Raw genomic sequence first — 25,352 nt, forward strand, 5'->3', positions numbered from 1 at the left:
TTCTAATTTCTCTCCAATTCATATGAACTACCCCCGCCTTATCCCGCCTCTAGGGTAGCACGGGTTTTGTACAACCTTCCCATGGGGAAGTTGTGCAGATGAAAAATGATTGAAGTACGTATGATGAATTGAAATGAATGGACAACTGTAGAAGATCCCAAGGAATACCTTGGAGGAACCAACGAGGAGGTGAACTGAATGCCTATATGGCTATGGGTCGTTCTCGTTGTTGCCGCATTGTTCTTGGGGTTCGTGATTGGATATTTTATTCGCAAATCTCTTGCAGAGGCTAAAATTTCTAGTGCTGAAGAAGCTGCTGTACAAATCGTGGAAAACGCGCGTAAGGAAGCAGAAGCACTGAAGAAGGAAACGGTACTGGAGGCTAAAGACGAAGTACACAGAATCCGGACCGAAGCTGAAAAAGACACTCGTGAGCGTCGAAATGAAATTCAACGGCAAGAAAGACGATTGTTGCAAAAAGAAGAGTCGCTGGATAAAAAAATTGAATCGCTTGAACGTAAAGAAGAGCAAGTGGCCAACAAGGAGAAACGCATCGAAGAAACTCAACAGCAGATCGATTTGATTTACAAAAGCCAGGTCACGGAGCTGGAACGCATTTCCAGTTTGACCATGGAAGACGCACGAAGCATTATTTTGAGCAATGTAGAGCAGGAAGTTCGCCATGAAACCGCTCAAATGATTAAAGATATTGAGCAGCAGGCGAAAGAAGAAGCTGACAAGAAATCCCGTGAAATCGTAACGCTCGCCATCCAGCGCTGCGCTGCAGATCATGTGGCGGAGACCACCGTATCTGTGGTGACGCTGCCGAATGAGGAGATGAAGGGACGGATTATCGGTCGTGAAGGCCGGAACATCCGTGCACTGGAAACTCTGACCGGTATTGACCTCATTATTGATGATACGCCTGAAGCTGTAATTTTGTCGGGGTTTGATCCGATCCGCCGGGAAATTGCCCGGACCGCTTTGGAGAAATTGGTAGCAGACGGACGCATTCATCCCGCTCGGATTGAAGAGATGGTGGAGAAATCCCGTAAAGAGGTTGATGAGCGGATTCGCGAGTATGGCGAACAAGCGACATTTGAAGTGGGAGTGCATGGTCTGCATCCGGATCTGATCAAAATTTTGGGACGGCTCAAATTCCGTACCAGTTATGGTCAGAACGTGCTGAAGCATTCCATGGAAGTGGCTTATCTGTCCGGTCTGATGGCCGGAGAGCTCGGCGAGGATATCGTATTGGCCAAGCGTGCAGGCTTGCTGCACGACATCGGTAAAGCGCTGGATCATGAAGTGGAAGGCTCACATGTTGAAATCGGCGTGGAGCTGGCCAAGAAATACAAGGAACATCCGGTGGTTATCAACAGTATCGCATCCCATCATGGCGATGTAGAGGCAACTTCGGTCATCGCGATGCTGGTTGGCGCAGCCGACGCCTTGTCAGCTGCTAGACCGGGAGCGCGCCGCGAAACGCTCGAAACGTATATCAAGCGTTTGGAGAAGCTGGAGGAAATCTCCGAATCGTTCGAAGGCGTCGAGAAATCGTTCGCGATTCAGGCAGGACGCGAGGTCCGCGTTATGGTTCAGCCTGAGAAGATCGATGATGCCGAAGCATTCCGGCTGGCTCGGGATATTACGAAGACGATTGAGAACGAACTGGATTATCCGGGACATATCAAAGTGACGGTCATCCGCGAGACTCGCGCGGTTGAATACGCGAAATAATGTAAATGATGAAAAGTGGCCGCTTTGGGGGCCACTTTTCATATTTGTTCATCTTAAGGGGGAGACCAACATTAACGTATTATTTATTGGAGATATCGTAGGCAGTGTAGGCAGAAAGGCGCTTAAAGCGACGCTGCCGTCGTTAAAAACGAAGTATAACCCTCATATCATCATTGCGAACGGTGAAAATGCCGCTTCCGGCCGAGGGATCACGCAGTCGATTGCCAAAGACTTTTTCGATTGGGGTGTCCATGGGATTACGCTGGGCAACCATACGTGGGATAACAAGGAGATTTTTGACTTTATCGACGACGAGCCGCGCATGGTGAGACCGGCCAATTTTCCGCCGGGGACGCCGGGATTGGGACATACGATCATTAAAGCGAACGGCAAAGAACTGGCCATCGTCAATTTGCAGGGACGTACGTTTCTGCCGGCCATTGACTGTCCTTTTCGGGCCAGCGACGAGATTGTCGACCAGCTCCGCAAGAAGCACAAGCATATTCTTGTTGATTTTCATGCCGAAGCCACATCCGAGAAAATCGCCATGGGCTGGCATCTGGACGGCCGTGCTTCAATCGTCGTAGGAACACATACCCACGTGCAGAGCAATGATGATACTATTTTACCGAACGGAACGGCCTATCTCACGGATGCCGGCATGGTCGGTCCTAGAGAAGGCATTTTAGGCATGGAACGCGATGCGGTTCTCCGCAAATTCAAAACACAGCTGCCGGTCCGGTTCCAGGTCGACAACGGAAAATGGCACTTCCACGGCGTATTTGTGCAGCTGGACGATGCAACCGGCAAGGCGCTGAAAATGGAAAAAATTCGGATCCTCGAAGACGATTGGATCATGGATTGACCGAGTTTTCCTCTGAGACTATTGGCGGATTTATGGCTGAAAAATTGTCGGAAAGAAGGAATTATTTCCGGACTCCCGAATAACATCTAGTAAGTGGAAGCTTATCATCATTCCCAGGGGAGGTACTTACCATGGAAGTATTAAAAGTTTCAGCAAAGTCCAATCCAAATTCTGTTGCCGGTGCTCTGGCAGGCGTGCTTCGTGAACGCGGGGCGGCTGAACTGCAAGCCATCGGAGCAGGCGCACTCAATCAAGCGATTAAAGCGGTAGCCATTGCCCGGGGATTTGTAGCACCCAGCGGAGTAGACTTGATTTGTATTCCAGCCTTTACGGATATCGTTATTGACGGGGAAGACCGAACGGCGATCAAGCTGATCGTAGAGCCCAGATAAGGGAAATGGCAGGATATGCCATCATTTGAGGAAACCTGTTTATTGATATAAGCTGAATGAAGCCGGATTAGAGGTGCTCGGCGAGTACCCGGACTTTGATTCAGTTTATATGGGATAGACAGGTTTTTTTGCTTGCGTACCGTGGAAAGGAGAGGCTTAAGCATGACAATTCCGGTGGTGGATTATCATTGTGATGTATTGAGTAAAATGGTGAAGGATAAGAGCATCTCCTTTGCAGACGATCCGAAGCTGGATGTGACCTACAAGCGTCTGCAGGAAGGAGGGGTGGCGCTGCAAACCTTCGCTATCTTTTTGTCCGAGGAACGGGGGATTCCCCGCTTTGAGCATATATTGGATCAGATCGACGTGTTTACCTCCCGCGTCGTTCCCGCGCAGGAAGGCGTCCGGTGGATGAAATGGAGAGAAGATGCAGCCTCGCTGGAACATGCGTTGAAGGCGGCGGAGCAGCTCCCGCTTCAAAGCCACGCCCTTCAGCCGTGGGGGCTGCTGTCCATGGAGGGCGCCGACGGATTCGAGGGGAACTTGTTTTATGTCAAAGTGTGCTATGATCTGGGCGTGAGGTTCCTTGGGATTACGTGGAATCATGCGAACTGGGCTGCCGACGGCGTTATGGAAAAGCGCAAGGGAGGCTTTACCGAAAAAGGGAAACAGCTGATTGAGCTGTGCAACGAAACCGGTTTACTGCTGGACGTCTCACATTTATCGGAGGCCGGGTTTTGGGAGCTTGCCGAACGATCGAAACGGCCGTTTATCGCTTCCCACTCCAACGCAAAGACGGTGTGCCCGCATCCCCGCAATTTGAACGATGAGCAGATCCGGGCGATCGCAGCGATGGACGGGCGCATCGGGATTACGTTTGTGCCGTATTTTGTAAAAGAAGGTCCAGGGCCGGTCGTTCCTGCAGATGTTCTTCCCCATATTGAGCGGATGTGCGAGCAGGGAGCGGGTAACATGCTCATGTTCGGCTCCGATTTTGACGGCATCGAAACTTGGATTCAGAATTTGGAGCATCCCGGACGCTATCCGGCGTTTATCGATCTGCTGCTTGCCCGCTATCCTGAGGATTTGGTCAAAGGATGGATGTCGGGCAATGCGCTCTCTTTTCTGAGCAGGCATCTTCCGGCTAAACCGGTTTGATTTGAGTGGAATTAAACCATGTTTTGGCAATACGAAGCAGACATTTTGACAATCTTGTAGCAGAATGGCAGGAAATGCATGAAAGTTGGAATGAAAGCGGTGACGTCTTTTTCTTTTTTGGGTAAAAGGATGTATAATGAGTCTGGCCTGTACAGAACATAGAGAAAATTTAAGGAGTGATCCACGTGAGTAAAACTGTACCTGTAGGCGTGTCCGCACGACATATCCATCTTACCCAAGAACATATTGAAGCTTTGTTTGGTCAAGGCTATCAGCTGACCGAATTTAAACCGCTATCCCAACCCGGACAATTCGCCGCCAATGAAACGGTGGCCGTTATCGGTCCGAAGGGTCAATTTGATAAGGTTAGAATTTTAGGGCCTGCCCGTTCGGCAAGCCAGCTGGAAATTTCCCGTACGGATTCTTTCGCCATCGGCGTGAAAGCTCCGGTCCGTGAGTCCGGAAATATTGAAGGAACCCCAGGCATCAAGGTAAAAGGGCCGCAAGGCGAGATCGAACTGGAGAAGGGCGTGATCGTTGCTGCTCGTCATATCCATTTTCACACGAGCGACGCGGAAGGCTGGGGCATTGCCGACAAGCAGCAGCTGAAAGTGCGCATCGGCGGCGAGCGCGGCCTGGTGTTTGAAAACGTCATTGCGCGCGTATCCGATTCGTTTGCGCTCGACATGCACATCGACACGGACGAGGCCAACGCAGCTGGCGCCAAAACCGGAGATACGGCTGAAATCATTGACTAACAACGACTGACCAGGCCGGCAGGCTTGTAGAACGGGGGAGCCATCCTCCGTTTTTTTGTTGTTTAACCAGTGGCGTGATGCACGAAAGACGTCTTTCGATTCAACGATTCGGCAATGCTTATACATAGATGGAAGTCCCGGCAATCAGTAGATATGCCATTAGGTTCATGCTATAATTTATTAGAATGTCGTTTAACAGGGGTTCCCTGGATTAAAGGAGTGGTCAACAGCATGGCGAAGGAAACGAAGGATTACTCCAAATATTTTGATTTCTCCGATGCCAAAGTTCTGTCAGAGGACGAATTCGGAAAGAAGATCCGGATCAAGGGCCGTGAGATTCATATTATTTCGGAGCCTAACCATAGACAAAGCAAGAAACGGCGCAAGGAAGACGTTCAAGTGCTGTATGAGAACGCGGTGCCGGAAGAGCTTCAAGGGATTGGAGCAGGGAAGCATTATATCGTATACACGTTCGGCTGCCAGATGAACGAGCATGACTCCGAGACGATCAAGGGCATGCTGGAGATGATGGGCTACACCGCTACCGAAGACCGCAAGGAAGCTGACATCATTCTGCTGAACACATGCGCCATCCGTGAGAATGCAGAAGACAAAGTGTTCGGCGAGCTCGGCCATCTCAAGCACCTGAAGACGGAGAAGCCCGATATGCTGCTTGGCGTTTGCGGCTGTATGTCTCAGGAAGAAGGCGTCGTCAACCGGATTATGCAGAAGCACGGCTTCGTGGACATGATCTTCGGTACGCACAATATTCACCGGCTGCCGATGCTCATCAAGGAAGCGCTGTTCAGCAAAGAGATGGTCGTGGAAGTGTGGTCCAAGGAAGGCGACATCATTGAGAACCTGCCGAAGAAGCGGGAAGGACTGCGGGCGTGGGTCAACATTATGTACGGCTGCGACAAGTTCTGTACATACTGCATCGTTCCGTTTACCCGGGGGAAGGAACGCTCCCGCCGGCCGGAAGACGTGATCGCCGAGGTTCGCGATTTGGCGCGCCAGGGCTTCAAGGAGGTTACCCTTCTCGGCCAGAACGTGAACGCTTACGGAAAGGATTTTGACGATATCCGGTACACGTTTGCCGACCTGATGGACGATATCCGCAAAATCGATATCCCGCGCGTCCGGTTTACTACGTCGCATCCGCGCGACTTCGACGATCATCTGGTGGAGGTCCTCGGCAAAGGGGGCAACCTCGTTGAGCATATCCATTTGCCGGTGCAGTCGGGCAACAACGAAATTCTCAAAATCATGGGCCGGAAGTACACCCGTGAAATTTACCTGGAGCTGGTTCGGAAGCTGAAGGCAACCGTGCCAGGATTGGTGCTGACGACCGACATCATCGTCGGCTTCCCGGGCGAAACCGAAGAGCAGTTCGAGGATACGCTGAGCCTGGTGCGCGAAGTCGGCTTTGACTCGGCTTACACCTTTATTTATTCCCCTCGGGAAGGTACGCCGGCGGCTGTCATGGAAGACAATGTGTCCATGGAAGCGAAGAACGAGCGCCTGCAGCGCCTGAACCGGACGATTGAGGAGTACAGCCGCAAGAGCCACGAAAATCTTCGCGGGCAGATCGTCGAGGTGCTGGTGGAAGGCGAGAGCAAAAACAACGCCTCCATCCTGGCGGGAAGAACGCGCACCAGCAAGCTCGTCCATTTTGAAGGCGGTAAGGAATTGATCGGCAGCTTCGTAAACGTCAAAATTACGGATGCGATGACGTGGTACATCAAAGGCGAAGTCGTGGATGTGCCACAGGCCGAGGCAGCGATAACTTAGTAAATTCCATAACAGAATAGGGGTATTGAACCAAGATGGAGAAGGGTCATATCAATAAATACGGCATGATGTCCTATGATACGAAGGATCTTGTGATCCGCGACGATATTATGTCCAAGGCCAAGGAACTGGCCGAACTGATTTCCGGAAGTGAAGAAGTGCAGCAATTCCAGAAGGCGGAGGAGAAAATCCGCAATCATGAGCGCGTACAAAGCCTCATTGCCACCATCAAGAAGAAGCAGAAAGAGATCGTGGCCTTTGAATCCTTCCAAAATCAGGAAATGGTTGCCAAAATCGAGAAAGAAATCGAAGCGCTGCAGGATGAGATCGATGCGATTCCTCTCGTGAACGAATTTCAGCAAAGCCAAAGCGATATTAACTATTTGCTGCAGCTGGTCATTTCCGTCATCCATGATACGGTATCGGAAAAGGTCAACGTGGAAGCGGGAACGGAAGCGCCTCCTTCCAGCTGCGGCTAACCTTTACAAGGCTGCGGACGAGACGTCCGCGCCTTTTTTTCAAATGCAGATCGCATGGCTTTCGTGGTTTCGCTGAGTACCAGAATAACATCGGAGCGAAGGCCCCACGCCGCTGTGGGGTTCTTTTTCGTCATCATGAAACGCGGGAACTCAAGCCCGGCAGGTTATTCAGCCGAGTCATGGGATAGAGCAGACGAATTTGGTTAAACATGAACGTAAACAGTTATCGCTGACAACATAGAGCAACGAAGGCGGCTCCTCCAGCAAGGGATGCTGGGGGAATACGCGAAAAATGACAGCATGGGGGAGACGACAATGAACGCATTGGAACAAATGGTGGCCCGGGGACAGGATTCGTTCTGGGCGTATCTCGGCTGCGAGCTGGTATCCGCAAGTAAGGAAGAAGTGGTCATTGCGCTGGATGCCAAGCAGCACCACACCAATTCCATGGGCATCATCCATGGGGGCGTGCTGACATCCTTGATGGACCAGGCGATGGGAATGGTAGCGACGGCGGCTAAAAATATCGACAGCTGCGTTACTACCGACATTAACGTGCACTTTATGAATGCGATGGTTCCGGGGAGATTAACGGTGACGGCCAAGGTGCTGCACGAAGCGGGCCGGTCTCTCGTCACCGAAGCAAAAATTAATGACAGTGAAGGCACTTTGGCTTGTATGGCGACGGCTACGTTTCGGGTAGTAAACCGCAAGTAGCCATTAACGGGGGATCCTTGCTTTCTTATGCAGGACCAAACAATCAGAACGCGGCTTACACAACATAGACAGAATGACTTGACTTTTTTTATCTATAGTTCATAATGAAAGTATCAAAAAGATGTTATGTGGTGATAAGATGACTGAAAATGAGAAAGCAAGCGGCAGACCGAAAGAGAAGACCGCCGAGGAGATGGGGTACTCCCCGAAGAAGTACCGCACGCCAGACGGTGTACCCGCGGACATTGTGATGTTTACGCTGACCAAGCGCGAGCGCAAGACCGTGACCAAAACGCTGCCGATCCGGGAGCTCAAGGTCATGTTAATCCGCCGGAAGTCGTGGCCGTTCGCAGGGATGTGGGCGCTGCCCGGAGGATTCTGCCAGGAAAGCGAATCGATTTACGATGCGGCGAAGCGTGAGCTCAAGGAGGAAACCGGCGTAGACGGCGGACATCTCGAGTATTTAGGCGTATACAGCAAGCCGGGAAGAGACCCGCGCGGCTGGATTATCAGCAACGCCTTCTTCGCCCTGGTGGAAGAATGGATGCTGGAGAGCAGACAGGCGGCGGACGATGCCGGCGAGGTTGGCCTGTTCGGCATCGATGAGGTGCTGAACGAGCTGGAGCTGGCCTTTGACCACCGGGAAATTATCCAGGATGCGTACCACCGGATTCAGCAGCAGATGCTGCATTCCACGATTGCGCGCCAATTTTTGCCCGAGCAGTTTACGTTAAGCGAGCTGTACCAGGTCATCCAGACCGTCGTTCCGGAATTCAGCGAGCCGAATTTTATCCGTAAAATTACGTCTACGCGCAGCCGGCAGGGGATCCTCGAAGAAGTACGCGACGAGAACGGAAAGCCGCTGAGCTCCAACCAGTATTCCCAGCGACCGGCACAGCTGTACCGGTTCACCGATTACGTGCCGCTGCTGTCCATTTATACCTAAGGGAGTGAAGGTAGATGAAAGCACTGATCGTTATCGATTTTACGAATGATTTTGTCGACGGAAGCCTGCCTGTAGGCCAGCCTGCGGTGGATATCGCGCCGGCAGTAGCCGCCATCACTAAGGACTTCATCGATCGCGGCGACTGGGTCGTCATGGCTGTGGATCTGCATGAGAAGGACGATCCTCATCATCCGGAGGCGAAGCTGTTTCCTCCCCACAACCTTCGCGGCACGCGGGGAAGGGAACTGTACGGCCAGCTGGAGAAGGTATACAACGACCATCGCGATGCAATTTACTGGATGGACAAAACGCGGTACAGCGCTTTTTGCGGAACGGATCTCGAACTCAAATTGAGGGAGCGCGGCATCACCGAAGTGCATCTGATCGGGGTATGCACCGATATTTGCGTGCTGCACACCGCTGTAGAGGCGTACAATAAGGGCTTCGGCATTACGGTGTACGAAGACGCTGTAGCCAGCTTCAACCCGGATGGGCATACGTGGGCGCTGCAGCATTTTAAAAACAGTTTGGGTGCGCAGGTTGTCAAAGGAGCAGAGCAGTAAAGACGATGGCCCGGGACACCGGGCCTGCCTGATATGACAGGCGTACCAGCAAGGAGGAACTCGGGATGCAGACGATGGGTCTGGCCTTACACACGGATAAATACCAAATCAACATGATGTACGCGCATTGGGTGAACGGCTCGCACCGGCAGAAAGCGGTGTTCGAGGCTTACTTCCGCAAGCTTCCCTTCGGTAATGGGTATGCGGTTTTCGCCGGCTTGGAGCGTATCGTGCATTACATAGCCAATCTCCGATTTACCGATGAGGATATAAAGTATTTATCCGAGCAGGAAGAGAATTACGATTCGGCGTTTTTGGAGGAATTAAAGCAGTTCCGGTTTTGCGGCACGCTGCACTCGATGAAGGAAGGCGCGCTCGTCTTTCCAAACGAACCGTTGGTCCGTGTGGAAGGCACCATTATGGAAGCCCAGCTGGTGGAAACGGCGCTGCTCAATTTCATGAATTTCCAGACGCTGATTGCCACCAAGGCGTCGCGAATCAAGCAGGTTGCGGGCGACGATATTTTGCTTGAATTCGGAACGCGCCGGGCGCAGGAAGCCGATGCGGCGGTATGGGGGGCACGGGCCGCTTATGTGGCCGGTTTTCACGCAACCTCCAATATGCTCGCTGGAGAGAAATTCGGCATCCCGACAAAAGGAACGCATGCCCATTCTTGGGTACAGACCTTCGAAAGCGAACAAGCGGCGTTCGACGTTTATGCCAAGGTTATGCCGGATCAAGTGACGCTCCTCGTGGACACGTACGACACGCTCAAGAGCGGTGTGCCGCATGCGATCGAAACGGCCAAGAAGCTGGAGGCGATGGGCAAGAAGATGAACGCCATTCGTCTGGACAGCGGTGACCTTGCGTATCTGTCGATCAAAGCGCGCGAGATGCTCGATCAGGCTGGATTGAACTATGTGAAGATCGTGGCCTCGAATGACCTCGACGAGAACACCATTTTTAACCTGAAGGCGCAGGGGGCACGGATCGATACGTGGGGCGTAGGCACCCAACTGATTACGGCGGCCGACCAGCCGGCGCTGGGCGGTGTTTATAAGCTGGTGGAACGCGAAATTAAGGGCGAGATGGTTCCGACGATCAAAATATCGGGCAATCCCGAAAAAGTATCGACGCCGGGCAAAAAGAACGTCTACCGGATCGTGGACCGGGTCAGCGGGAAAGCGACAGCGGATTACATCGCCTTTCCTGGCGAGGAGAAGCCGCATGACGGCCTCCGTTTGAAGCTGTTTAATCCGCAGCACCCGTATTTGCAGAAATACGTTAAAAACTACGATGCCATTGAAATGCTCACACCGGTGTTCGAGAACGGCCTGCTGGTGTACAAACTGCCGTCACTGGATGAAATCCGGGAATACCACCGGGAGCAGATGGATTTATTTTGGCCGGAATACTTACGCAAGCTGAACCCGGAAATTTACCGCATCAATATCAGCGAGAAAGTATGGGACTTGAAGCAAAAGATGATGGCCGAATATATGCAGCAGGATGAATAGCTGCGAACGAACCGATGAGGGGAGACCAAGGGTCGCCCCTTTTTTTATATATTAGACTGTATTAGTCTTTGGAGACCGTCAGTCTTACCGCTTAACCAATAATAATATCGAGACGGGTTCTTCTCGTGCGGATATTTAGGGTGGGAAGCAGGGCATTATTTCTCGGGAAAGCGCAGAATCAGGCATACTCCGATGCACTTCCCGATGGTTCGACAGTTGTCGATCGCACGGTAGGTTGATGACTGGCTTGAATATGCCTTACTCTCAACAATTCATGCCATAAACTATTTGGTACTGGGAGGGCAGTGCATCGGGTTGTGTCCTTGTATTTTGAAAGGGACTCTGCTGAGAGGTATAATATGGACAATCTTAAGGAGGGACGACGCATATGGAAAAGTTTCAGGCTTTTATGGTCCGAAAAGACGAGAATGGCGGATTCCGGAGCGGGATCGAAACGCTGACCGAGGGTCAGCTGCCGCCGGGTGATGTGACGATCCGCGTTCATTATTCGGGAGTGAATTACAAGGACGGATTGGCAAGCTTGCCTGATGGGAAGGTCGTCTCCAGGTATCCGATGGTGCCGGGCATTGACCTGGCTGGCGTAGTCACGCATTCGGAGCACCCGGCGTTTAAGCCCGGTGACCAGGTGCTGTCCACAGGGTACGGTGTAGGGACCGACCACTTTGGAGGATTCAGCGAATACGCCCGCCTTAAAGGTGATTGGCTGGTACACCTTCCAGAGGGACTCAGCATGCGAGAGGTCATGGGAATCGGGACGGCCGGGTTTACCGCCGCCTTATCGGTGGACGCTTTGATCCGGAGCGGCCTCACGCCGGACAGCGGGGAGGTGCTGGTGACCGGAGCGACGGGAGGTGTCGGCAGCTTTGCCGTCAGCATATTGTCCCGGCTCGGATATCAAGTGACTGCCAGCACAGGCAAGCTGGAAGCCCAGAAGGATTGGCTCACAGGGCTCGGGGCGAGCGCCGTGGTCGGGAGGGAAGAGATTTCCGCCCCGGTTCAAGGCGTGCTGTCCAAGAGCCGCTGGGCCGGCGTGGTCGACCCTGTCGGCGGTCCACAGCTGGGGACGTTGCTGAAAAGCGTTAAATACGGCGGCGGCATCGCCCTTTCCGGATTGACCGGAGGAACGGCGTTCGACAGTTCGGTTCATCCTTTTATCCTGCGCGGCATCAACCTGTTCGGGATAGATTCCGTGTTCTGTCCGATGGAAACCCGGAGCCGGGTCTGGAAGCTGCTCGGATCGGCGTGGAAGCCAGAGACAGCATTATCCCAGGGATTAACCGAATGCGGATTGCGCGACCTTCCGGACGTCATGGAGGCTATTCTGCTCGGAAAAGCTGTGGGGCGGACGCTACTCCTCTTGGAATCTTAGTCCGAGTGAACCGCGCTGCATAAACCGTATGCTTTGATGGCATTCTAACCCTATATCATCTTAGTGCCGCTACAATCGGCAACAGGAATCTGGAAGGGATGAACCATCATGAAGAAACGGGTAGCGGGAGTTCTGGCCGGTGTGCTGGTTACAGCCGCCATGGCCGGATGCGATTCGCATGAAGTCGTCAAAAAAGAAACCAAACTATATAATATGCAGTCTTATTCGGAGGGAAACCTTCGGGCGCAATCCCAAGGCAAAGGGCTGAACGGCAAGTTTCTGAAGGAGATGCAGATTCAGTTCGGGCATGAAGGGGTCCCTCTGACCCATGAGATGTACGCGGAGGACGGAAGAGGCAATATCAGTTATATGTACATGATCGCCGGCAATCCGCTGCAGTATATTACGCTGCATGTCTTTTCAAACGAAGCGGAGCGGGTCGAGCGGATTCATAACTGGTACGGTGACCAAAAATTGATCGATACGCCGCGGTCCCGGACGGTCATCTATAACTATTCAACCGCCTCGCTGATTTACACGTCCTCCGGCAAAGAGAAGGGCAAATACGACCCGGAAGTAAAAAAGGTGTTTAATTCCCTGATCGAGCGGATGAAATAATTCAGGGAAAAAAACGAAATGCCGGCTCATCTGCGATGAGTCCGGCATTTTTGTGTTTGCGTTTCGTTTACCCGCAGTCTATTCCTTCTTGTAAATTTCCCGCATGACATGCCGGAGCTCCGGCACGATGATCTTTTCCAATGCCAGCTTGACGGCCCCTCTGGACCCCGGCATGGAAAAGACGGCGGTCTTGCCGACCGTACCGGCGATGGCCCGGCTCAGAATCGCTGCCGCTCCGATATCCTCCGTATAGCTCAGGTACCGGAATATTTCTCCAAAGCCGGGCATTTCCTTGTCCAGCAGGGAGGAGACCGCCTCATACGTCGTGTCTCTCGGCGAAATGCCGGTTCCCCCGGTGAGCAGCAGAGCCTCGACATCCGGCCGCGCTGACGCTGCGTGCACCAGCTCGCGGATTCCCTCGTAATCGTCCGCCACGATGGTATAATCGGCAATCCGGTAGCCCGCTTCCTCCAGCAAGGAGATCATCAGTTGTCCGCCGGTATCGGTTTCTTTGGTACGGGTATCCGAGACGGTCACGACCATGCAGGACACGGTCGCTGGTGCCTGGCTTCGATGCTCGTCCACTGACTTCATGTTCATACGTTATCAACTCCTACGATCTTTTCTGCCTATTTCACTAGGATAGTCTTTTCCAGAATGCCTTGCAAGTTGAAGGCGATAACGGCAGTGACTGAGCAGTGGAAAGCTACAGGGGGCGGCAGGTGAGGGGAAAAGGGCGCCTTGCGGCAGTGCTGGGTGCTGTAGTACACTGTGCTAGTCATGCAAGGAAGGATAACGGAGGAGATATCATATGAGCCAAACGACGCCAATTTACATACTGTCCGGATTTCTCGGTAGCGGAAAAACGACATTACTGCAGCAGCTGATAGACCATTGGCAAGGCGAGGGATTGCTGCCGGCCGTCATCATGAACGAGGTCGGTGACGTGAACCTCGACGGGCTGCAGGTGCAGGAGCAGGTCCCGATGACGGAAATGCTGAGCGGCTGCATCTGCTGCTCGATCCGCGGGGACTTGAGCGGGGAAATCGCCGGTCTGATCCAGCGCGAGGCACCGGATGTCATCGTGGTCGAAGCGACGGGCATCGCCAATCCGATGGAAATTTTGGAGGGGGTGTCCGAGGCAGCTCTCTATTTGCCGATCGACCTGAGGGGCATCATGACGGTCGTTGACTCCGCTCACTTGCTGGAGCTTTACAACGTCCAGAAGGGCAAAACCTACCGGCTCATGCAGGAACAGATCCGCTGTGCATCGGCATTGATCCTGAACAAAATGGACAGGGTCAAAGAAGAGGAGGAAGACCTGCTGCAAAGCATTGTTGAACGGTGGAACGGATACGCTGGGGTGTGGAAGGCGGTCCGGTGCCGGGTGGACATCCCAGCGCTGCTTGATGCTCTGGGAGGAGTCAAGGCAGACTGGACTCGCGCGGCGGACAATGAGAGCAAGCAGGCTCCGGGAGAGCTTGTACCGCAAAATGGCCGGGAGCAGAACGCCGAACCGCACGCTGAATCGGCTTCGGATCATGGCGGGGAATCGCAACCTTTGCACCACCCGCATCATGCCCATAAATCGCACAACCATGAATCACATGCCCATGAATCGCATGATCATGTTATGGTTTACACCCATTATTTTAAAGGTCCCGTTGAGAGCCTGGCCTTTGAACGGTTGATCGCCGATCTTCCGCGGGACGTGTACCGGGCCAAAGGTGTGCTGACCTTCAGCGATACGGCCAGCCGCTTCCTATTCCAATATGCCTTCCGGGAGTCCGATTTTATGAAAATCACCCCGCAGGGGAATGTTCCAGATGTTGCGGTTTTCATCGGCGAGCACTTTTCGCGGAGTGAGCTCGAACAGGCTCTGCTCAGCCTCGAACAAGGCGGGCTGCGGGAGACAGACTGAATTTTCCTGGTTATAACGCCTCCTAAACGGTTAATAGATGTGCAGAGCAATAAAACACGGGAGGTAGATCGATCATGATGAATCAGGAACAACAGTACAAGGATTGTATCGAAGCCTGTTTGCAGTGCATGAATGCCTGTAATGTGTGTTATGTGTCCAGTCTGAAGGAGTATGAGCTCGCCATGCTGCGTGAATGCATCCGTCTGGACCGGGAATGCGCGGATATTTGCGATTTGGCGGCGCAGTCGATGCTTCGCCACAGCCCGTTTGTAACGCAGATCTGCGAGCTGTGCATCACGGCCTGCGAAGCGTGCGCCGAAGAATGCAGCAAGCACGAGCACGATCACTGCCAAGCCTGCGCCGAGGCCTGCCGCCGCTGCGCTGAGGCCTGCCGGCAAATGCTCGTCGCGGCCTGACCGATCATTATACAGCATTGAACGACTGCCTGATTGCCGAGGGATGACCCGGCGGTCAGGCTTTTTTCGTTTCAGGGTTACACATCCGTCTATGCGATTGTTTTTCCAATGATCCGGGTAACATATGGATGGTTACTACAACCTGAATCGGCAGAAGGGAGAACAACATGGACAAGCAAAAGACCAAGGAATCTTCAAGTTTCATCCCCTACATACCTGCATCCAGAACACTGCCGGAACTTACGTTGCTGGCAGTCATTCTGGGCATCATCCTGGCGGTTGTATTCGCAGCTGCCAACGCCTACCTGGGACTTAAAATCGGGCTGACGGTCAGCGCATCCATTCCAGCGGCTGTCATATCGCTTGGTGTCCTTCGAGGATTGTTTAAGAGAAAATCGATTCTGGAAAACAATATCGTGCAAACGATGACGACAGCAGGCGAGGCGGTGGCAGCCGGGGCGATCTTTACCCTGCCCGCCCTGTATATGTGGAATCAAGTCCCGGGCATCGGAACCGTCAGCTTCATCGTGCTCGTCGGGGGATTTTTGGGCGTCGCGATGATGATCCCGCTGCGCCGGCTGCTGATTGTCAACGAGCATCAGACGCTTCCTTACCCGGAAGGCACCGCCTGCGCCGAAGTGCTCATATCGGGAGAAACCGGCGGCAAGAGCGCAAAAATGGTGCTGTACGGATTTATCGCCGGCGGCCTGGTGAAAGCGCTGGGTGATGGCTTCAAGTGGTTCAAGACCGAGATCGAAACCGGCATTTACCGGTTTAAAAACGCGGTCATCGGCATGGATACATACCCTGCGCTGCTTGGCGTAGGCTACATTATCGGTCCGGCGATTTCGGGGCAGATGCTTGCCGGCGGGATCATGGCCTGGCTCGTGATGATTCCGATGATCGGCTTTTTCGGTGGAGGCGCACAGGCTGTGCTGTCACCGGCCGAAGCGCCGATTTCTCAGCTGGACGCCTGGGGCATCTGGGAGGGCTACATCCGCTACATTGGCGCGGGCGCAGTGGCGGCAGGTGGATTGATTACGCTGGTCAAAACCCTGCCCATGCTGTTCAGTTCGCTGGCCGCAACTTTGTCCGGCTTGAGCAAACGAAACGAGCAGAAGGTTGCGCTTGACCGCACCCAGTTCGATATTCCCGGCTTTTGGGTGACGATCATGATTGCGCTTCTCGTCATTATCATCGCGTTTGCCCCGCTGACCGACGTGGGGATCATTGGTGCGATCGCCATTGCCATTTTCGGCTTTTTGTTCGTAACGGTCGCTTCCCGGATTGTTGGCCTGGTAGGCAGCTCCTCCTCACCCGTGTCCGGCATGACGATTGCGACGCTGCTCATCGTAACGTTTATTTTTAAAATGACCGGGTTATCAGGTATGGGCGGAATGATCGCCGCACTGACGGTTGGAGCGATCGTCTGCGTCGCGTTGGCTGTGGCCGGGGACATTTCCCAGGATTTGAAAACAGGTTACCTGGTGGGCGGGACGCCTTGGAAGCAGCAGGTGGCCATGATGATCGGGGTACTCGTATCCGGTCTGGTGATCGGCTTCATTCTGTCCGTACTGAACGAAAGCTACGGACTCGGATCCGAGCAGCTCCCAGCGCCGAAGGCCGTATTGATGCGGCTGATCGTGGAGGGGATCATGTCGAACAATTTACCGTGGGAGCTGATTTTTATCGGTGCGGCTTCGGCGGTTGTATTCGAGTTCCTGGGTCTCAACTCGCTGACCGTAGCGGTCGGCATCTATCTGCCGATTCATGTCAGCACCCCAATCATGGTCGGCGGTATCGTTCGCTGGTTTGTGGAATGGCGATCGCGGAAAGATGCCGGATTGCTCAAAGCCCGGGTGGAAACGGGGACGCTGCTGGCTTCGGGCCTGATCGCCGGCGAATCGCTGATCGGGGTGATCATTGCGATCCTGATCTGGCTAGGCGTTCCGATCCCGGGAGACGTCCTGGTCTCTAGCAATGTGCTTCCACTGGTCGTTTTCCTTCTTGTCGTCGTGATGCTGGCCTGGATCTCTCTCCGGCAAAAGAAAGAGTCCGTCGTGTCGAAGCGGGAGGTGTAGCAACATGCTGGGCTACCGGAAAAAGCGGAAGGACACCGCGGGAATACCGATCAACTTGCTGGACTTGGTTCCGGTGCTGCATTCGAAGGTGAAGTGGAAGAAGACCGAAGGGATCGTGACGTTGTCCGTGCCGCGGGAGGGATGGCTGGCCTGCCAGTCGGTCAAATGGCTGAAACAGCCGGCGGTCGTCCAAATCCGGCTGGATGCGCTGGGCAGTGAAGTGGCCGCCTGCTGCGACGGTTCCCACTCGGTGGCGGATATCGCAGGCAAGCTCCATGCCCGGTTCGGCGAGCAGGCGGAGCCGCTGCTGCCAAGGCTGGTCAAGTTTATCGAGCTGCTGGAAATGAACGATTTGGCCGTATGCCGTCCCGGTGATTCCTGCCAACGGGCACAGGATGCATAAGAGGTAACATGAACAGGCAATCCTGCGGCAGGAAATTGGGGTGTTGCATTCTTTGCTGTCCCCCGTGTATACTATTGGAAAATTGAACGTCATGGAACGGGAGAGTAGTGAAGCGTCAGGGCATCAAGCGAGCCGGGGATGGTGGAAGCCGGTATGCCGCGATTCATGAAGCGCACCCGGGAGACGGCCTTTTGAAACTAAAACCGCTAGATGGGTGCGGAGTAGAGAGGTCCGGTTAGCCGCCGTTACAGGCTTCAAGGGAAACGGATACCGTGCTTGCGCATGGACCGTTTACTTAGAGTGGTACCGCGGGAATTCAGCTCTCGTCTCTATATTAGAGACGGGGGCTTTTTTGACTTTTGATAGTCGTTACGATACGGAAAGGATGATTGTTATGTTACAGGAATGGATCGCGTCGGCGCTCGAGCCGCACGTGCCGTGGACGAAGCAGCAAATCGAGGATCTGCTGGAAATCCCGCCGCAGCCGCAGATGGGGGATGTCGCTTTCCCATGCTTTACGCTGGCCAAAACGTTTAAAAAATCGCCTGCGGACATCGCCAAAGAGCTGGCTGCCCACTTTGACGGGCGAAACGGAATACAGGCGGAGGCCGCCGGCCCTTATGTCAACTTCAGGCTGGACCGGAAGCGTTATGAACAGCAAATCATGGACGAGTTAACGGCGTCGGATCATAGACCGAACCTGGGAAAAGGAGGAAAAGTGCTCATCGATATGTCCTCGCCGAACATCGCGAAGCCGATGGGCATCGGGCATCTGCGCTCCACCATGATCGGCGCCGCCCTGTACAACATGTACAAATTGGCGGGGTACGACGTGGCCAGCATCAACCATCTGGGAGACTGGGGCACGCAGTTCGGCAAGCAAATCGCCGCATACAAACGCTGGGGGAACGATGAAGCCATTGCGGCCAATCCGATCAAGGAATCGCTGAAGCTCTACGTTCAGTTTCATGAGGAAGCACCCCATGATGAGACGCTGGAGCCGGAGGCCAGGGACTGGTTCCGGAAGCTGGAATCCGGGGATGAGGAAGCTTACCGGCTCTGGAAATATTTCGTGGACGTCAGCTTGGAGGAGTTTCAGCGGATGTACGATCGCCTTGGCGTCAGCTTCGACTATACGCTCGGAGAAAGCTTTTACAACGACAAGATGGGTGCCGTCGTGGATCAGCTGCGCGACCAGCATCTGCTTGAAGAGAGCGAGGGCGCGCTGGTCGTACGCCTGGATGAGGAGGGGATGCCGCCTTGCCTGATCATCAAAACGGACGGAACGACCATCTACCCGACGCGTGACCTGGCAACCGCCCTTTACCGGCACGATGTCTTGGAAGGTGACAAGCTGCTGTATGTCGTGGGCGGCGAGCAGAGGCTGCACTTTCAGCAGGTATTTGCCGTGCTGCGCCGTATGGGGGCAGACTGGGTGGATCAATGCGAGCATGTGCCGTTCGGCCTGATGCGCTTTGAAGGAAAGAAAATGTCCACCCGCCGCGGCAAGATCGTCTATCTTGAGGAAGTGCTGGATGAGGCGGTTGCCCGGGCATTGCAAATCATCGAAGAGAAAAACAGCAGCCTCGAACATAAGGAGGAGGTCGCGGAGGCGGTCGGCATCGGGGCGATTATTTTCGGGGACTTGAAAAACAACCGCCAGAACGAAGTGGATTTTTCCCTGGAGGAAGCGCTGAATTTCGACGGGGAGACAGGGCCGTATCTTCAGTACACGTATGCGCGTACCCAAAGCGTGCTGTCCAAAGGACGCACGGCCGGGGAACCGGAGAGTGGAACGGCCGGGCCTGCCCAAGCGGTTGACGGCCAGCTCGGAGATTCCGGATGGGAGCTGCTGAAGCTGCTGACCCGCTTCCCGGATCAGCTGAAGCGCGGAATCCAGAACAACGAGCCGTCGGTGATGGCGCGGTATGCGCTGGATGTGGCTCAAGCGTTCAACCATTTTTACAACAAGGAACGGATTGTCACCGAGGACAGCAGCCTGAGGGAAGCGAGACTGAAGCTGACGGAGCTGACGGGCGCTTCATTAGCGAGAACGATGCATCTGCTCGGATTAAAAAGCCCGCAGCGGATGTGACGCCATTTGTTGAACGGGGGGAGAGTTGGTTGCCTGTACAGGAGCAAGGAAGCGGCCGGCGGAACACGCCGGCGGAGATCATCCTCCGGCTGGAGGATGTCAGCAAACGCTACGACCGCCGGGTAGTGATTGAGCATATGACGCTCGAGATCGCCAAAGGGGAGTGTACGGCGCTGGTCGGGAAAAACGGCTCGGGCAAAAGCACGCTGCTGCGCTTGCTGGCCGGATTATCCCGTCCTACCGAGGGAAGACGGCGGGGGGAGGACGTCCGAAGCCCCACGATTGGACTTGTCGCCGAGAAGTTTCCGGCGCTGCCGTTTACGCCGGGCGAGTATTTGATGAGCATGGGCATTACGCGAGGGATGGACAAGCGGACCGTCCAGTCGGAAATATCCGAATGGCTCAAGAGACTGGGTATGGATTCGTACAGGGATGTTCGAATGAGCCACTTTTCGAAAGGCATGCTGCAGAAGATCAATCTGGTTCAGGCGGTGATGGGCAAACCAAGGCTTCTGCTGCTGGATGAGCCTTTGTCCGGGATCGACACCCCCTCGCAGAAAGAGGTGGTCCGCCTGCTGATGGACATCAAGGGGATGGGGACCGCGATGGTCATGTCCGTCCATGAGCCGGAGCTGATCAACCAAATGGCCGATCGTATCGTACTGCTTGAGAACGGAAAGATCGTTAAGGAGGAACGCGGGTTCCGCATAGAAACGGTCCGGTATGCGACTATTGTTTTTCATGGAGATCCGCTGAGCGTCCGCCAGTCTTTAGAGGGGATCGGCGATAGAGAAGTAGCTTGGGTAAAAGAGGGGGCGGAATCCGAGATTCATGTAAGAACGGACTTAAGCGATCATGTGCTGCAGCGGATCCTTAACGGCGGGGGTCATATCGTATCCGTTTCGCAGCACGAACCGTCCGAAGTGGATCTAGGCGAGCTGCTCAAGACTGCGGCGGCTGCCTTAGAAGGAGGAACGTTATGATTCGTCTCGATTCTTTTTTACTTGCCAGCTACATCCGGTCTTACCGATACTTTGCTCCTGTGGGGAGCATGCTGATTGCGATGATGCTTTTGTACTCCTACAAGCCGAACCCGGTGATGGACAGCTATGCGGTCACTTCCGCATTTCTGTTTGTCGGCGGGGCATGGTTGTCGTTCAGCTTCCTGAATCATGCGGGCGCCGTATTGGAACAGCTCAGCGTAATTCACGCAGGGAGCATGCGGAAATATGCTGCAAGCCAAATGCTGGCTCTGCTCGCCGTCATCGTCTTTTTAAGCGCCTTTTTCCTGCTGTATCCTGTGGTGATGAACATGTTCGCTGAAACGGTCAGCGCACGGCAGTGGCTTATCGCTTCTTCCGGGCATCTGGCATTGGGCATGCTGGGCGCAGGCATCAGCTATTTCCTTCAAGCCGCTTACATCCGCAATATCAGCCGCGCGACGGCGATTCTGCTGATCATCGTCATTTTGTCGATTGGGGTAAGGCAGATTGCGGCCAAGCTGCCTGAAGGGTTATCCTGGATCCGCTGGGCCTTCCCTCCGGTGGCTGAAATGATCGACACCCTGATGCGGAGTGATACCGCTCTTCTTACAGGCGTATGGGGAGTAATCGGGTATACGTACCTGTATGCTTTTGCTCTGGCCGCAGCCTATTGGATATTCTCTGCATACCGTGATGCCAGAACATAGGCTGATACATTGGGCTTTTCTCAGAACATTGGAACCGTTGATTTCCTTCTATCTCCGGGTTGTGATTGGACCGTAAGCACGGTAACATGGAAATAGGTCTGTCCGATCAGGAATTTTACATAAGAGGTTGAACCTCGGCAGCAGGAGTCAGGAGGAAAAGCATGAAATCAGTCGGTCTACAAGGTATCGAGCAGCAATCGAAGGAACTGTTCGCGTATTTCGGCTTGGCCGTATACTATTCGCAGGCATTGGAGCAGCAGCTGACCAATCTGCTGATGCTGATGAAGCTGTCGAAGGGGGAGGTTCCCTCCGAAGAGGAACTGACCGAGCTGTACCGCCGCAAGCTCAGCAGTTCCCTGGGCCAGCTCGTCAACGAAATCCGGCATCACTTTCCTTTTACGGAAGAAGAGACGCTTCTATTAAAAGAGGTATGGAAGCAGCGGAATTATATCGTTCACGACTATTTCAAGGAACGGATCAAGGAGACGTTCACGCCGGACGGTCGCGCACGGATGATCCGCGAGCTGACTGCTTTTCGGGATCAAGCCCAGGAGCTCGAGCAGAAGCTGCAGGGGTATACGAATGAATTATACGTCAAGCTGGGGCTGGAGAATGATCAGCCGGGAGTTTCCAATCCGCACTGACTCGTCATAAAATAGGCATTCCGGCCTACGGGCATATTGAAACATTTGCGGGAGGTTCCCCGTCTGAGAGGCTGAGGAGGTGATTTGGATGAAAATCACAAAGAAATGGGCTGCGTTCATGGTAGCGGCAGGCTGTCTGGTGTCGGCGTCTTCCGCGTATGCGTTCTCGGATCTGCCGAATAAGCAGCAGGAGGGTATCGCCGAAGCGCTGCAAACGCAAGGGGTCATTCACGGGATTTCAGCGGACCGGTTCGGTCCGGCCGAGCCGTTGACGGCAGCCCAAAGCGTGCAGATGCTGGTGAAAGCGATGAAGCTTCAGCCGGATGCAGGTGCAGCGAACGCCGGGACGCTGGCGGTTCCATCCACAGCCTGGTATGCTCAAGCAGCCGAAACGGCGCTGGATCACGGGCTTGTGGCAACGACCATAGGCAGCTGGAACGACAAGGTCACGAAGGAAGAGTTCGCGCAGATGCTCTACAAAGCCGTCACCGCTATCGGCGACTACCCGCTGATCAAAATGTACGTCACGGTCCAGGATGAGAACGACATGGCTTCCGGATCGCGGGAAGCCGTCCAGTTTCTGCTCCTTACCCACATAGCCGAACTAGATGCGCAGCAGAAATTCCATCCAAGGGACAACATCACCCGGATGGAGGCGGCGGAGATGGTCTATCACGCCATGAATTTCGTTGCTTCGCATCAGCAGGTAAATCAGCCGGAGAACGATGACCAGGTCGCTGTCAGTGTAGAGAAGGTGAACGACCAGGTGAACCGGATCGTCCTTACCAAAGAGGACATGCCGAACCCGGGATACGGCCTCAAGATCGACCGGATCGAATTCGTCTCGGAAGGGAAGGCGGTCGCCTATTATACCATCACGAAACCCGCCCCCGGCATGATGTATCCGCAGGTGATCTCCACGGCCAAGGCTTCCTTTTACATGGACAGCAAAATTCAGGTCAGCGTCAAGCAAACCGGCGGCGGCCTCGGTACGGGCATTTCCCTGAAGGGATCGCTCGAAGAGATGCCTTCCGTTACCCAATAAACAATGAATCGTATCATCCGCACATCGCGGTGATACTGGATCCCCCTGCTTTCCGGAATACCGGAGACAGGGGGATTTTTTTGCGGATGGATCAAGAATAGGAATATTCCGGTTAAAAGTATCATTTTTCGTTGACGAGGCAAATAGTATCGCGGCACCCATCCCGTTTACAATGTTGGCAAGGGGGGAAGAGGATGTCGCAGCTTGCGAACAGCGTGCCCATCACCGAGAGGAGGAAAAAGCGGGGATTGGCTTACCGGATGCTCAGGCAGTGGGATATTCAGCTGATGGTCATACCGGCGCTCATTTTGATTTTTATTTTTTCATACATACCGATGTACGGCGTACTGATGGCTTTTCAGGACTATAACATTTTTAACGGGTTTTGGAACAGTCCGTGGGTGGGATTCAAGCATTTCAGCATGTTTTTTCATGCACCGGAGTTTTGGACGATTCTGCGCAATACGATCATCATCAGCCTGCTGAAGTTTGGTATCGGGTTTCCCGCGCCGATCATTCTGGCCCTGATGCTGAATGAAGTCAGGCAAATGTTCTTCAAAAGGGTGGTTCAGACAATCAGCTACCTGCCGCACTTTCTGTCCTGGGTGATCGTAGCCGGGTTTGCCATGTCGATTCTGTCCACGGATAACGGCAGCCTGAACATCCTGCTGCAGAAGCTGCATTTGATTAAGGAGCCGATCGGCTTTTTGGGACGGGCGGAGTATTTCTGGGGCATTATCGTCTCGACCAGCGTTTGGAAGGAGATCGGATTCAATTCGATCGTGTATCTGGCGGCGATCGCAGGGATCAACCCCAGCCTGTATGAGGCGGCGTCGATCGACGGAGCGGGAAGGGTCAAGCAGGTATTCATGATCACGATCCCTTCCATCATACCGGTGGTCGTTATCTTTATGATCCTGGCGATTGGCAATCTGCTGAGCGCCGGCTTTGAAGACATTCTCCTGCTCGGGGCAAATCCGGTGCTGCGGGATGTGGCCAGCGTCATCGATACCTATGTGTACCGGGTGGGCATCACCAACCAGCGCTACTCGTACGCCACGGCGGTGGGCTTGTTCAAGGCTGTGATCAGCGTCGGCCTGCTGACCTTTGCCAACTACTTTGCCCGCAGGTCGGGAAACAGCTTGTGGTAAGCGCGGGAGACACCGCAGGAAACAGGGAGGCTGCAGTATTGTGAAATATACAAGTACCGGTGACCGGATCATGATGGTCTTCATTTATTTGCTGCTTATTTTACTGGGATTCAGCACATTCTACCCGTTCTGGAACGGACTGGTCATTTCGCTGAACAACGGCATGGACACGGCACTCGGCGGGATCACGTTCTGGCCGCGGGTATGGTCGCTGGAAAATTACCGGGTCGTCTTTCAGGATGACCGGATTGCCAACGCGTTTTTGATCAGCGTGCTCCGGACGGTCGTCGGTACGATTCTGTCGGTGCTGTGTACCGCTATCTTCGCCTACGGCATGACGAAGAAGGAACTGATCGGCCGCAAGTTTTACATGCTGATGTGCGTCGTGACGATGTATTTCGGCGGCGGGCTCATTCCGACGTTTCTCGTCGTCCGCGGTCTGGGCTTGATGAATTCGTTCTGGGTGTTTATCATCCCGGGACTGATCAGCGTATGGAACATGATCATCTTCCGGACGTTTTTCATGGGGCTTCCCGGAGGCCTGGAGGAATCGGCCAAAATCGACGGCTGCGGCAACTGGGCCACTTTTTTTCGGATTATCCTGCCGCTGTCGGGACCGGTCATCGCCACGCTCGGGCTGTTTACCGCGGTCGCTCATTGGAATGAGTGGTTTCTGCCCAGCATTTACATCACCAACGAGAAGCTGCTGCCGATCCAATCCATGCTTCAGCAGATACTAAGCACGAATATTATGACCGAGCAGATGTCCAAGCTGGACTCGGCTGCCCAGAGCAGGCTCGAAACGATGAAAAGTGTGACGACCAAGTCGCTTTCAATGGCGACGATGATGGTGGCGACGCTGCCGATTATCGCCGTGTACCCGTTTGTGCAGAAATATTTCGTGAAGGGCGTCATGGTGGGATCGTTGAAGGAGTAGGGTTTGGAGCGATTTGCTGCTTTGAACATAAATTT

At 53.9% G+C, this 25,352-nt stretch carries 25 protein-coding genes and 1 other annotated feature; of the genes, 24 read left to right on the plus strand and 1 reads right to left on the minus strand.

All coding sequences use genetic code 11. The features are described from left to right. Positions 1-198: 198 nt before the first annotated feature. From rny to ABID47_RS13940, 13 genes are all read left to right on the plus strand, one after another. Positions 199-1,740: a ribonuclease Y gene (gene rny / locus ABID47_RS13880; RefSeq protein WP_076167981.1), complete on the plus strand. Its 1,542-nt coding sequence runs from the start codon at positions 199-201 to the stop codon at positions 1,738-1,740. Positions 1,741-1,810: 70 nt separating this feature from the next. Next, positions 1,811-2,605 (plus strand): TIGR00282 family metallophosphoesterase, encoded by a 795-nt coding sequence (locus ABID47_RS13885; RefSeq protein WP_145023162.1) that lies wholly within the window; start codon positions 1,811-1,813, stop codon positions 2,603-2,605. A gap of 131 nt (positions 2,606-2,736) precedes the next feature. Next, positions 2,737-2,997, plus strand: a complete 261-nt coding sequence (locus ABID47_RS13890) for a stage V sporulation protein S (RefSeq protein WP_006286829.1) — start codon at positions 2,737-2,739, stop codon at positions 2,995-2,997. A gap of 162 nt (positions 2,998-3,159) precedes the next feature. Further along, positions 3,160-4,155 carry a dipeptidase gene (locus ABID47_RS13895; protein ID WP_354497486.1) on the plus strand — a complete coding sequence of 332 codons (996 nt, stop codon included), beginning with the start codon at positions 3,160-3,162 and terminating at the stop codon, positions 4,153-4,155. 185 nt (positions 4,156-4,340) lie between these two features. After that, positions 4,341-4,913 carry a phosphate propanoyltransferase gene (pduL, locus tag ABID47_RS13900; protein ID WP_354497488.1) on the plus strand — a complete coding sequence of 191 codons (573 nt, stop codon included), beginning with the start codon at positions 4,341-4,343 and terminating at the stop codon, positions 4,911-4,913. 231 nt (positions 4,914-5,144) lie between these two features. Further along, positions 5,145-6,704, plus strand: a complete 1,560-nt coding sequence (miaB, locus tag ABID47_RS13905; protein ID WP_354497490.1) for a tRNA (N6-isopentenyl adenosine(37)-C2)-methylthiotransferase MiaB — start codon at positions 5,145-5,147, stop codon at positions 6,702-6,704. Between the two features lie 35 nt (positions 6,705-6,739). Next, a complete protein-coding gene (locus ABID47_RS13910; protein ID WP_076167971.1) occupies positions 6,740-7,183 on the plus strand; it encodes a YlbF/YmcA family competence regulator in 444 nt (147 codons plus the stop codon). Between the two features lie 315 nt (positions 7,184-7,498). Continuing rightward, positions 7,499-7,900, plus strand: a complete 402-nt coding sequence (locus tag ABID47_RS13915) for a PaaI family thioesterase (protein WP_076167968.1) — start codon at positions 7,499-7,501, stop codon at positions 7,898-7,900. 193 nt (positions 7,901-8,093) lie between these two features. Next, entirely contained in the window at positions 8,094-8,846 is a 753-nt protein-coding gene (locus ABID47_RS13920) for an NUDIX hydrolase (protein WP_076169533.1), read from the plus strand. Positions 8,847-8,860: 14 nt separating this feature from the next. Continuing rightward, positions 8,861-9,409 (plus strand): cysteine hydrolase family protein, encoded by a 549-nt coding sequence (locus ABID47_RS13925; RefSeq protein ID WP_354497493.1) that lies wholly within the window; start codon positions 8,861-8,863, stop codon positions 9,407-9,409. A 65-nt stretch (positions 9,410-9,474) separates the two neighbouring features. Next, on the plus strand, positions 9,475-10,926 hold the full coding sequence (locus ABID47_RS13930; RefSeq protein ID WP_354497495.1) for a nicotinate phosphoribosyltransferase: 1,452 nt from the start codon (positions 9,475-9,477) through the stop codon (positions 10,924-10,926). 388 nt (positions 10,927-11,314) lie between these two features. Continuing rightward, the gene (locus ABID47_RS13935; protein ID WP_354497497.1) at positions 11,315-12,316 is read left to right on the plus strand and encodes an acrylyl-CoA reductase family protein; all 1,002 of its coding nucleotides are present in this window, start codon (positions 11,315-11,317) and stop codon (positions 12,314-12,316) included. A 108-nt stretch (positions 12,317-12,424) separates the two neighbouring features. After that, on the plus strand, positions 12,425-12,934 hold the full coding sequence (locus tag ABID47_RS13940) for a hypothetical protein (protein ID WP_105443586.1): 510 nt from the start codon (positions 12,425-12,427) through the stop codon (positions 12,932-12,934). A gap of 78 nt (positions 12,935-13,012) precedes the next feature. On the opposite strand, the gene ABID47_RS13945 is transcribed toward ABID47_RS13940, so the two are convergent. Further along, the gene (locus tag ABID47_RS13945; RefSeq protein WP_105443585.1) at positions 13,013-13,534 is read right to left on the minus strand and encodes a MogA/MoaB family molybdenum cofactor biosynthesis protein; all 522 of its coding nucleotides are present in this window, start codon (positions 13,532-13,534) and stop codon (positions 13,013-13,015) included. Positions 13,535-13,745: 211 nt separating this feature from the next. Between ABID47_RS13945 and ABID47_RS13950 the strand changes: the two genes are divergently transcribed. The 11 genes from ABID47_RS13950 (at position 13,746) to ABID47_RS14000 (ending at position 25,317) form a co-directional block, all read left to right on the plus strand. Then, on the plus strand, positions 13,746-14,855 hold the full coding sequence (locus ABID47_RS13950) for a CobW family GTP-binding protein (protein WP_354497499.1): 1,110 nt from the start codon (positions 13,746-13,748) through the stop codon (positions 14,853-14,855). Positions 14,856-14,932: 77 nt separating this feature from the next. Further along, positions 14,933-15,271: a four-helix bundle copper-binding protein gene (locus ABID47_RS13955; protein WP_076169531.1), complete on the plus strand. Its 339-nt coding sequence runs from the start codon at positions 14,933-14,935 to the stop codon at positions 15,269-15,271. A 167-nt stretch (positions 15,272-15,438) separates the two neighbouring features. Further along, positions 15,439-17,352, plus strand: a complete 1,914-nt coding sequence (locus ABID47_RS13960; protein WP_354497501.1) for an OPT family oligopeptide transporter — start codon at positions 15,439-15,441, stop codon at positions 17,350-17,352. A 4-nt stretch (positions 17,353-17,356) separates the two neighbouring features. Next, positions 17,357-17,755, plus strand: coding sequence for a PqqD family protein (locus tag ABID47_RS13965; RefSeq protein ID WP_354497503.1), 399 nt, complete (start codon positions 17,357-17,359; stop codon positions 17,753-17,755). An 83-nt stretch (positions 17,756-17,838) separates the two neighbouring features. Next, positions 17,839-18,089 (plus strand) — a binding site (T-box leader). Positions 18,090-18,149: 60 nt separating this feature from the next. After that, on the plus strand, positions 18,150-19,850 hold the full coding sequence (argS, locus tag ABID47_RS13970; RefSeq protein WP_354497505.1) for an arginine--tRNA ligase: 1,701 nt from the start codon (positions 18,150-18,152) through the stop codon (positions 19,848-19,850). A gap of 29 nt (positions 19,851-19,879) precedes the next feature. After that, positions 19,880-20,833 (plus strand): ABC transporter ATP-binding protein, encoded by a 954-nt coding sequence (locus ABID47_RS13975; RefSeq protein WP_354497507.1) that lies wholly within the window; start codon positions 19,880-19,882, stop codon positions 20,831-20,833. Continuing rightward, positions 20,830-21,540, plus strand: coding sequence for a hypothetical protein (locus tag ABID47_RS13980; protein ID WP_354497509.1), 711 nt, complete (start codon positions 20,830-20,832; stop codon positions 21,538-21,540). Before ABID47_RS13975 ends, ABID47_RS13980 begins: the two co-directional genes overlap by 4 nt. Before the next feature lie 161 nt (positions 21,541-21,701). Beyond that, positions 21,702-22,184 carry a hypothetical protein gene (locus ABID47_RS13985; RefSeq protein WP_105443582.1) on the plus strand — a complete coding sequence of 161 codons (483 nt, stop codon included), beginning with the start codon at positions 21,702-21,704 and terminating at the stop codon, positions 22,182-22,184. An 88-nt stretch (positions 22,185-22,272) separates the two neighbouring features. Continuing rightward, positions 22,273-23,229 carry a protease complex subunit PrcB family protein gene (locus ABID47_RS13990; RefSeq protein WP_354497511.1) on the plus strand — a complete coding sequence of 319 codons (957 nt, stop codon included), beginning with the start codon at positions 22,273-22,275 and terminating at the stop codon, positions 23,227-23,229. Between the two features lie 260 nt (positions 23,230-23,489). Then, positions 23,490-24,380 (plus strand): ABC transporter permease, encoded by an 891-nt coding sequence (locus tag ABID47_RS13995; protein WP_354498739.1) that lies wholly within the window; start codon positions 23,490-23,492, stop codon positions 24,378-24,380. A 70-nt stretch (positions 24,381-24,450) separates the two neighbouring features. After that, complete coding sequence (locus ABID47_RS14000; protein WP_089550132.1) at positions 24,451-25,317, plus strand: carbohydrate ABC transporter permease; 867 nt, start codon at positions 24,451-24,453, stop codon at positions 25,315-25,317. Positions 25,318-25,352 lie beyond the last annotated feature (35 nt).

Source organism: Paenibacillus favisporus (assembly GCF_040545415.1).
In the GTDB taxonomy this organism is placed as follows: Bacteria; Bacillota; Bacilli; order Paenibacillales; family Paenibacillaceae; genus Paenibacillus_AQ; species Paenibacillus_AQ favisporus.

Coding starts and splice junctions, on each gene's coding strand:
- ABID47_RS13935 (WP_354497497.1), top strand. CDS start 11,315: ATGGAAAAGTTTCAGGCTTTTATGGTCCGAAAAGACGAGAATGGCGGA.
- miaB (WP_354497490.1), top strand. CDS start 5,145: ATGGCGAAGGAAACGAAGGATTACTCCAAATATTTTGATTTCTCCGAT.
- ABID47_RS13925 (WP_354497493.1), top strand. CDS start 8,861: ATGAAAGCACTGATCGTTATCGATTTTACGAATGATTTTGTCGACGGA.
- ABID47_RS13965 (WP_354497503.1), top strand. CDS start 17,357: ATGCTGGGCTACCGGAAAAAGCGGAAGGACACCGCGGGAATACCGATC.
- argS (WP_354497505.1), top strand. CDS start 18,150: ATGTTACAGGAATGGATCGCGTCGGCGCTCGAGCCGCACGTGCCGTGG.
- ABID47_RS14000 (WP_089550132.1), top strand. CDS start 24,451: ATGATGGTCTTCATTTATTTGCTGCTTATTTTACTGGGATTCAGCACA.
- ABID47_RS13990 (WP_354497511.1), top strand. CDS start 22,273: ATGAAAATCACAAAGAAATGGGCTGCGTTCATGGTAGCGGCAGGCTGT.
- ABID47_RS13945 (WP_105443585.1), bottom strand. CDS start 13,534: ATGAACATGAAGTCAGTGGACGAGCATCGAAGCCAGGCACCAGCGACC.
- ABID47_RS13920 (WP_076169533.1), top strand. CDS start 8,094: ATGGGGTACTCCCCGAAGAAGTACCGCACGCCAGACGGTGTACCCGCG.
- rny (WP_076167981.1), top strand. CDS start 199: ATGCCTATATGGCTATGGGTCGTTCTCGTTGTTGCCGCATTGTTCTTG.
- ABID47_RS13995 (WP_354498739.1), top strand. CDS start 23,490: ATGCTCAGGCAGTGGGATATTCAGCTGATGGTCATACCGGCGCTCATT.
- ABID47_RS13980 (WP_354497509.1), top strand. CDS start 20,830: ATGATTCGTCTCGATTCTTTTTTACTTGCCAGCTACATCCGGTCTTAC.
- ABID47_RS13895 (WP_354497486.1), top strand. CDS start 3,160: ATGACAATTCCGGTGGTGGATTATCATTGTGATGTATTGAGTAAAATG.
- ABID47_RS13985 (WP_105443582.1), top strand. CDS start 21,702: ATGAAATCAGTCGGTCTACAAGGTATCGAGCAGCAATCGAAGGAACTG.
- ABID47_RS13940 (WP_105443586.1), top strand. CDS start 12,425: ATGAAGAAACGGGTAGCGGGAGTTCTGGCCGGTGTGCTGGTTACAGCC.
- ABID47_RS13930 (WP_354497495.1), top strand. CDS start 9,475: ATGCAGACGATGGGTCTGGCCTTACACACGGATAAATACCAAATCAAC.
- ABID47_RS13910 (WP_076167971.1), top strand. CDS start 6,740: ATGGAGAAGGGTCATATCAATAAATACGGCATGATGTCCTATGATACG.
- ABID47_RS13915 (WP_076167968.1), top strand. CDS start 7,499: ATGAACGCATTGGAACAAATGGTGGCCCGGGGACAGGATTCGTTCTGG.
- ABID47_RS13960 (WP_354497501.1), top strand. CDS start 15,439: ATGGACAAGCAAAAGACCAAGGAATCTTCAAGTTTCATCCCCTACATA.
- ABID47_RS13955 (WP_076169531.1), top strand. CDS start 14,933: ATGAATCAGGAACAACAGTACAAGGATTGTATCGAAGCCTGTTTGCAG.
- ABID47_RS13950 (WP_354497499.1), top strand. CDS start 13,746: ATGAGCCAAACGACGCCAATTTACATACTGTCCGGATTTCTCGGTAGC.
- ABID47_RS13890 (WP_006286829.1), top strand. CDS start 2,737: ATGGAAGTATTAAAAGTTTCAGCAAAGTCCAATCCAAATTCTGTTGCC.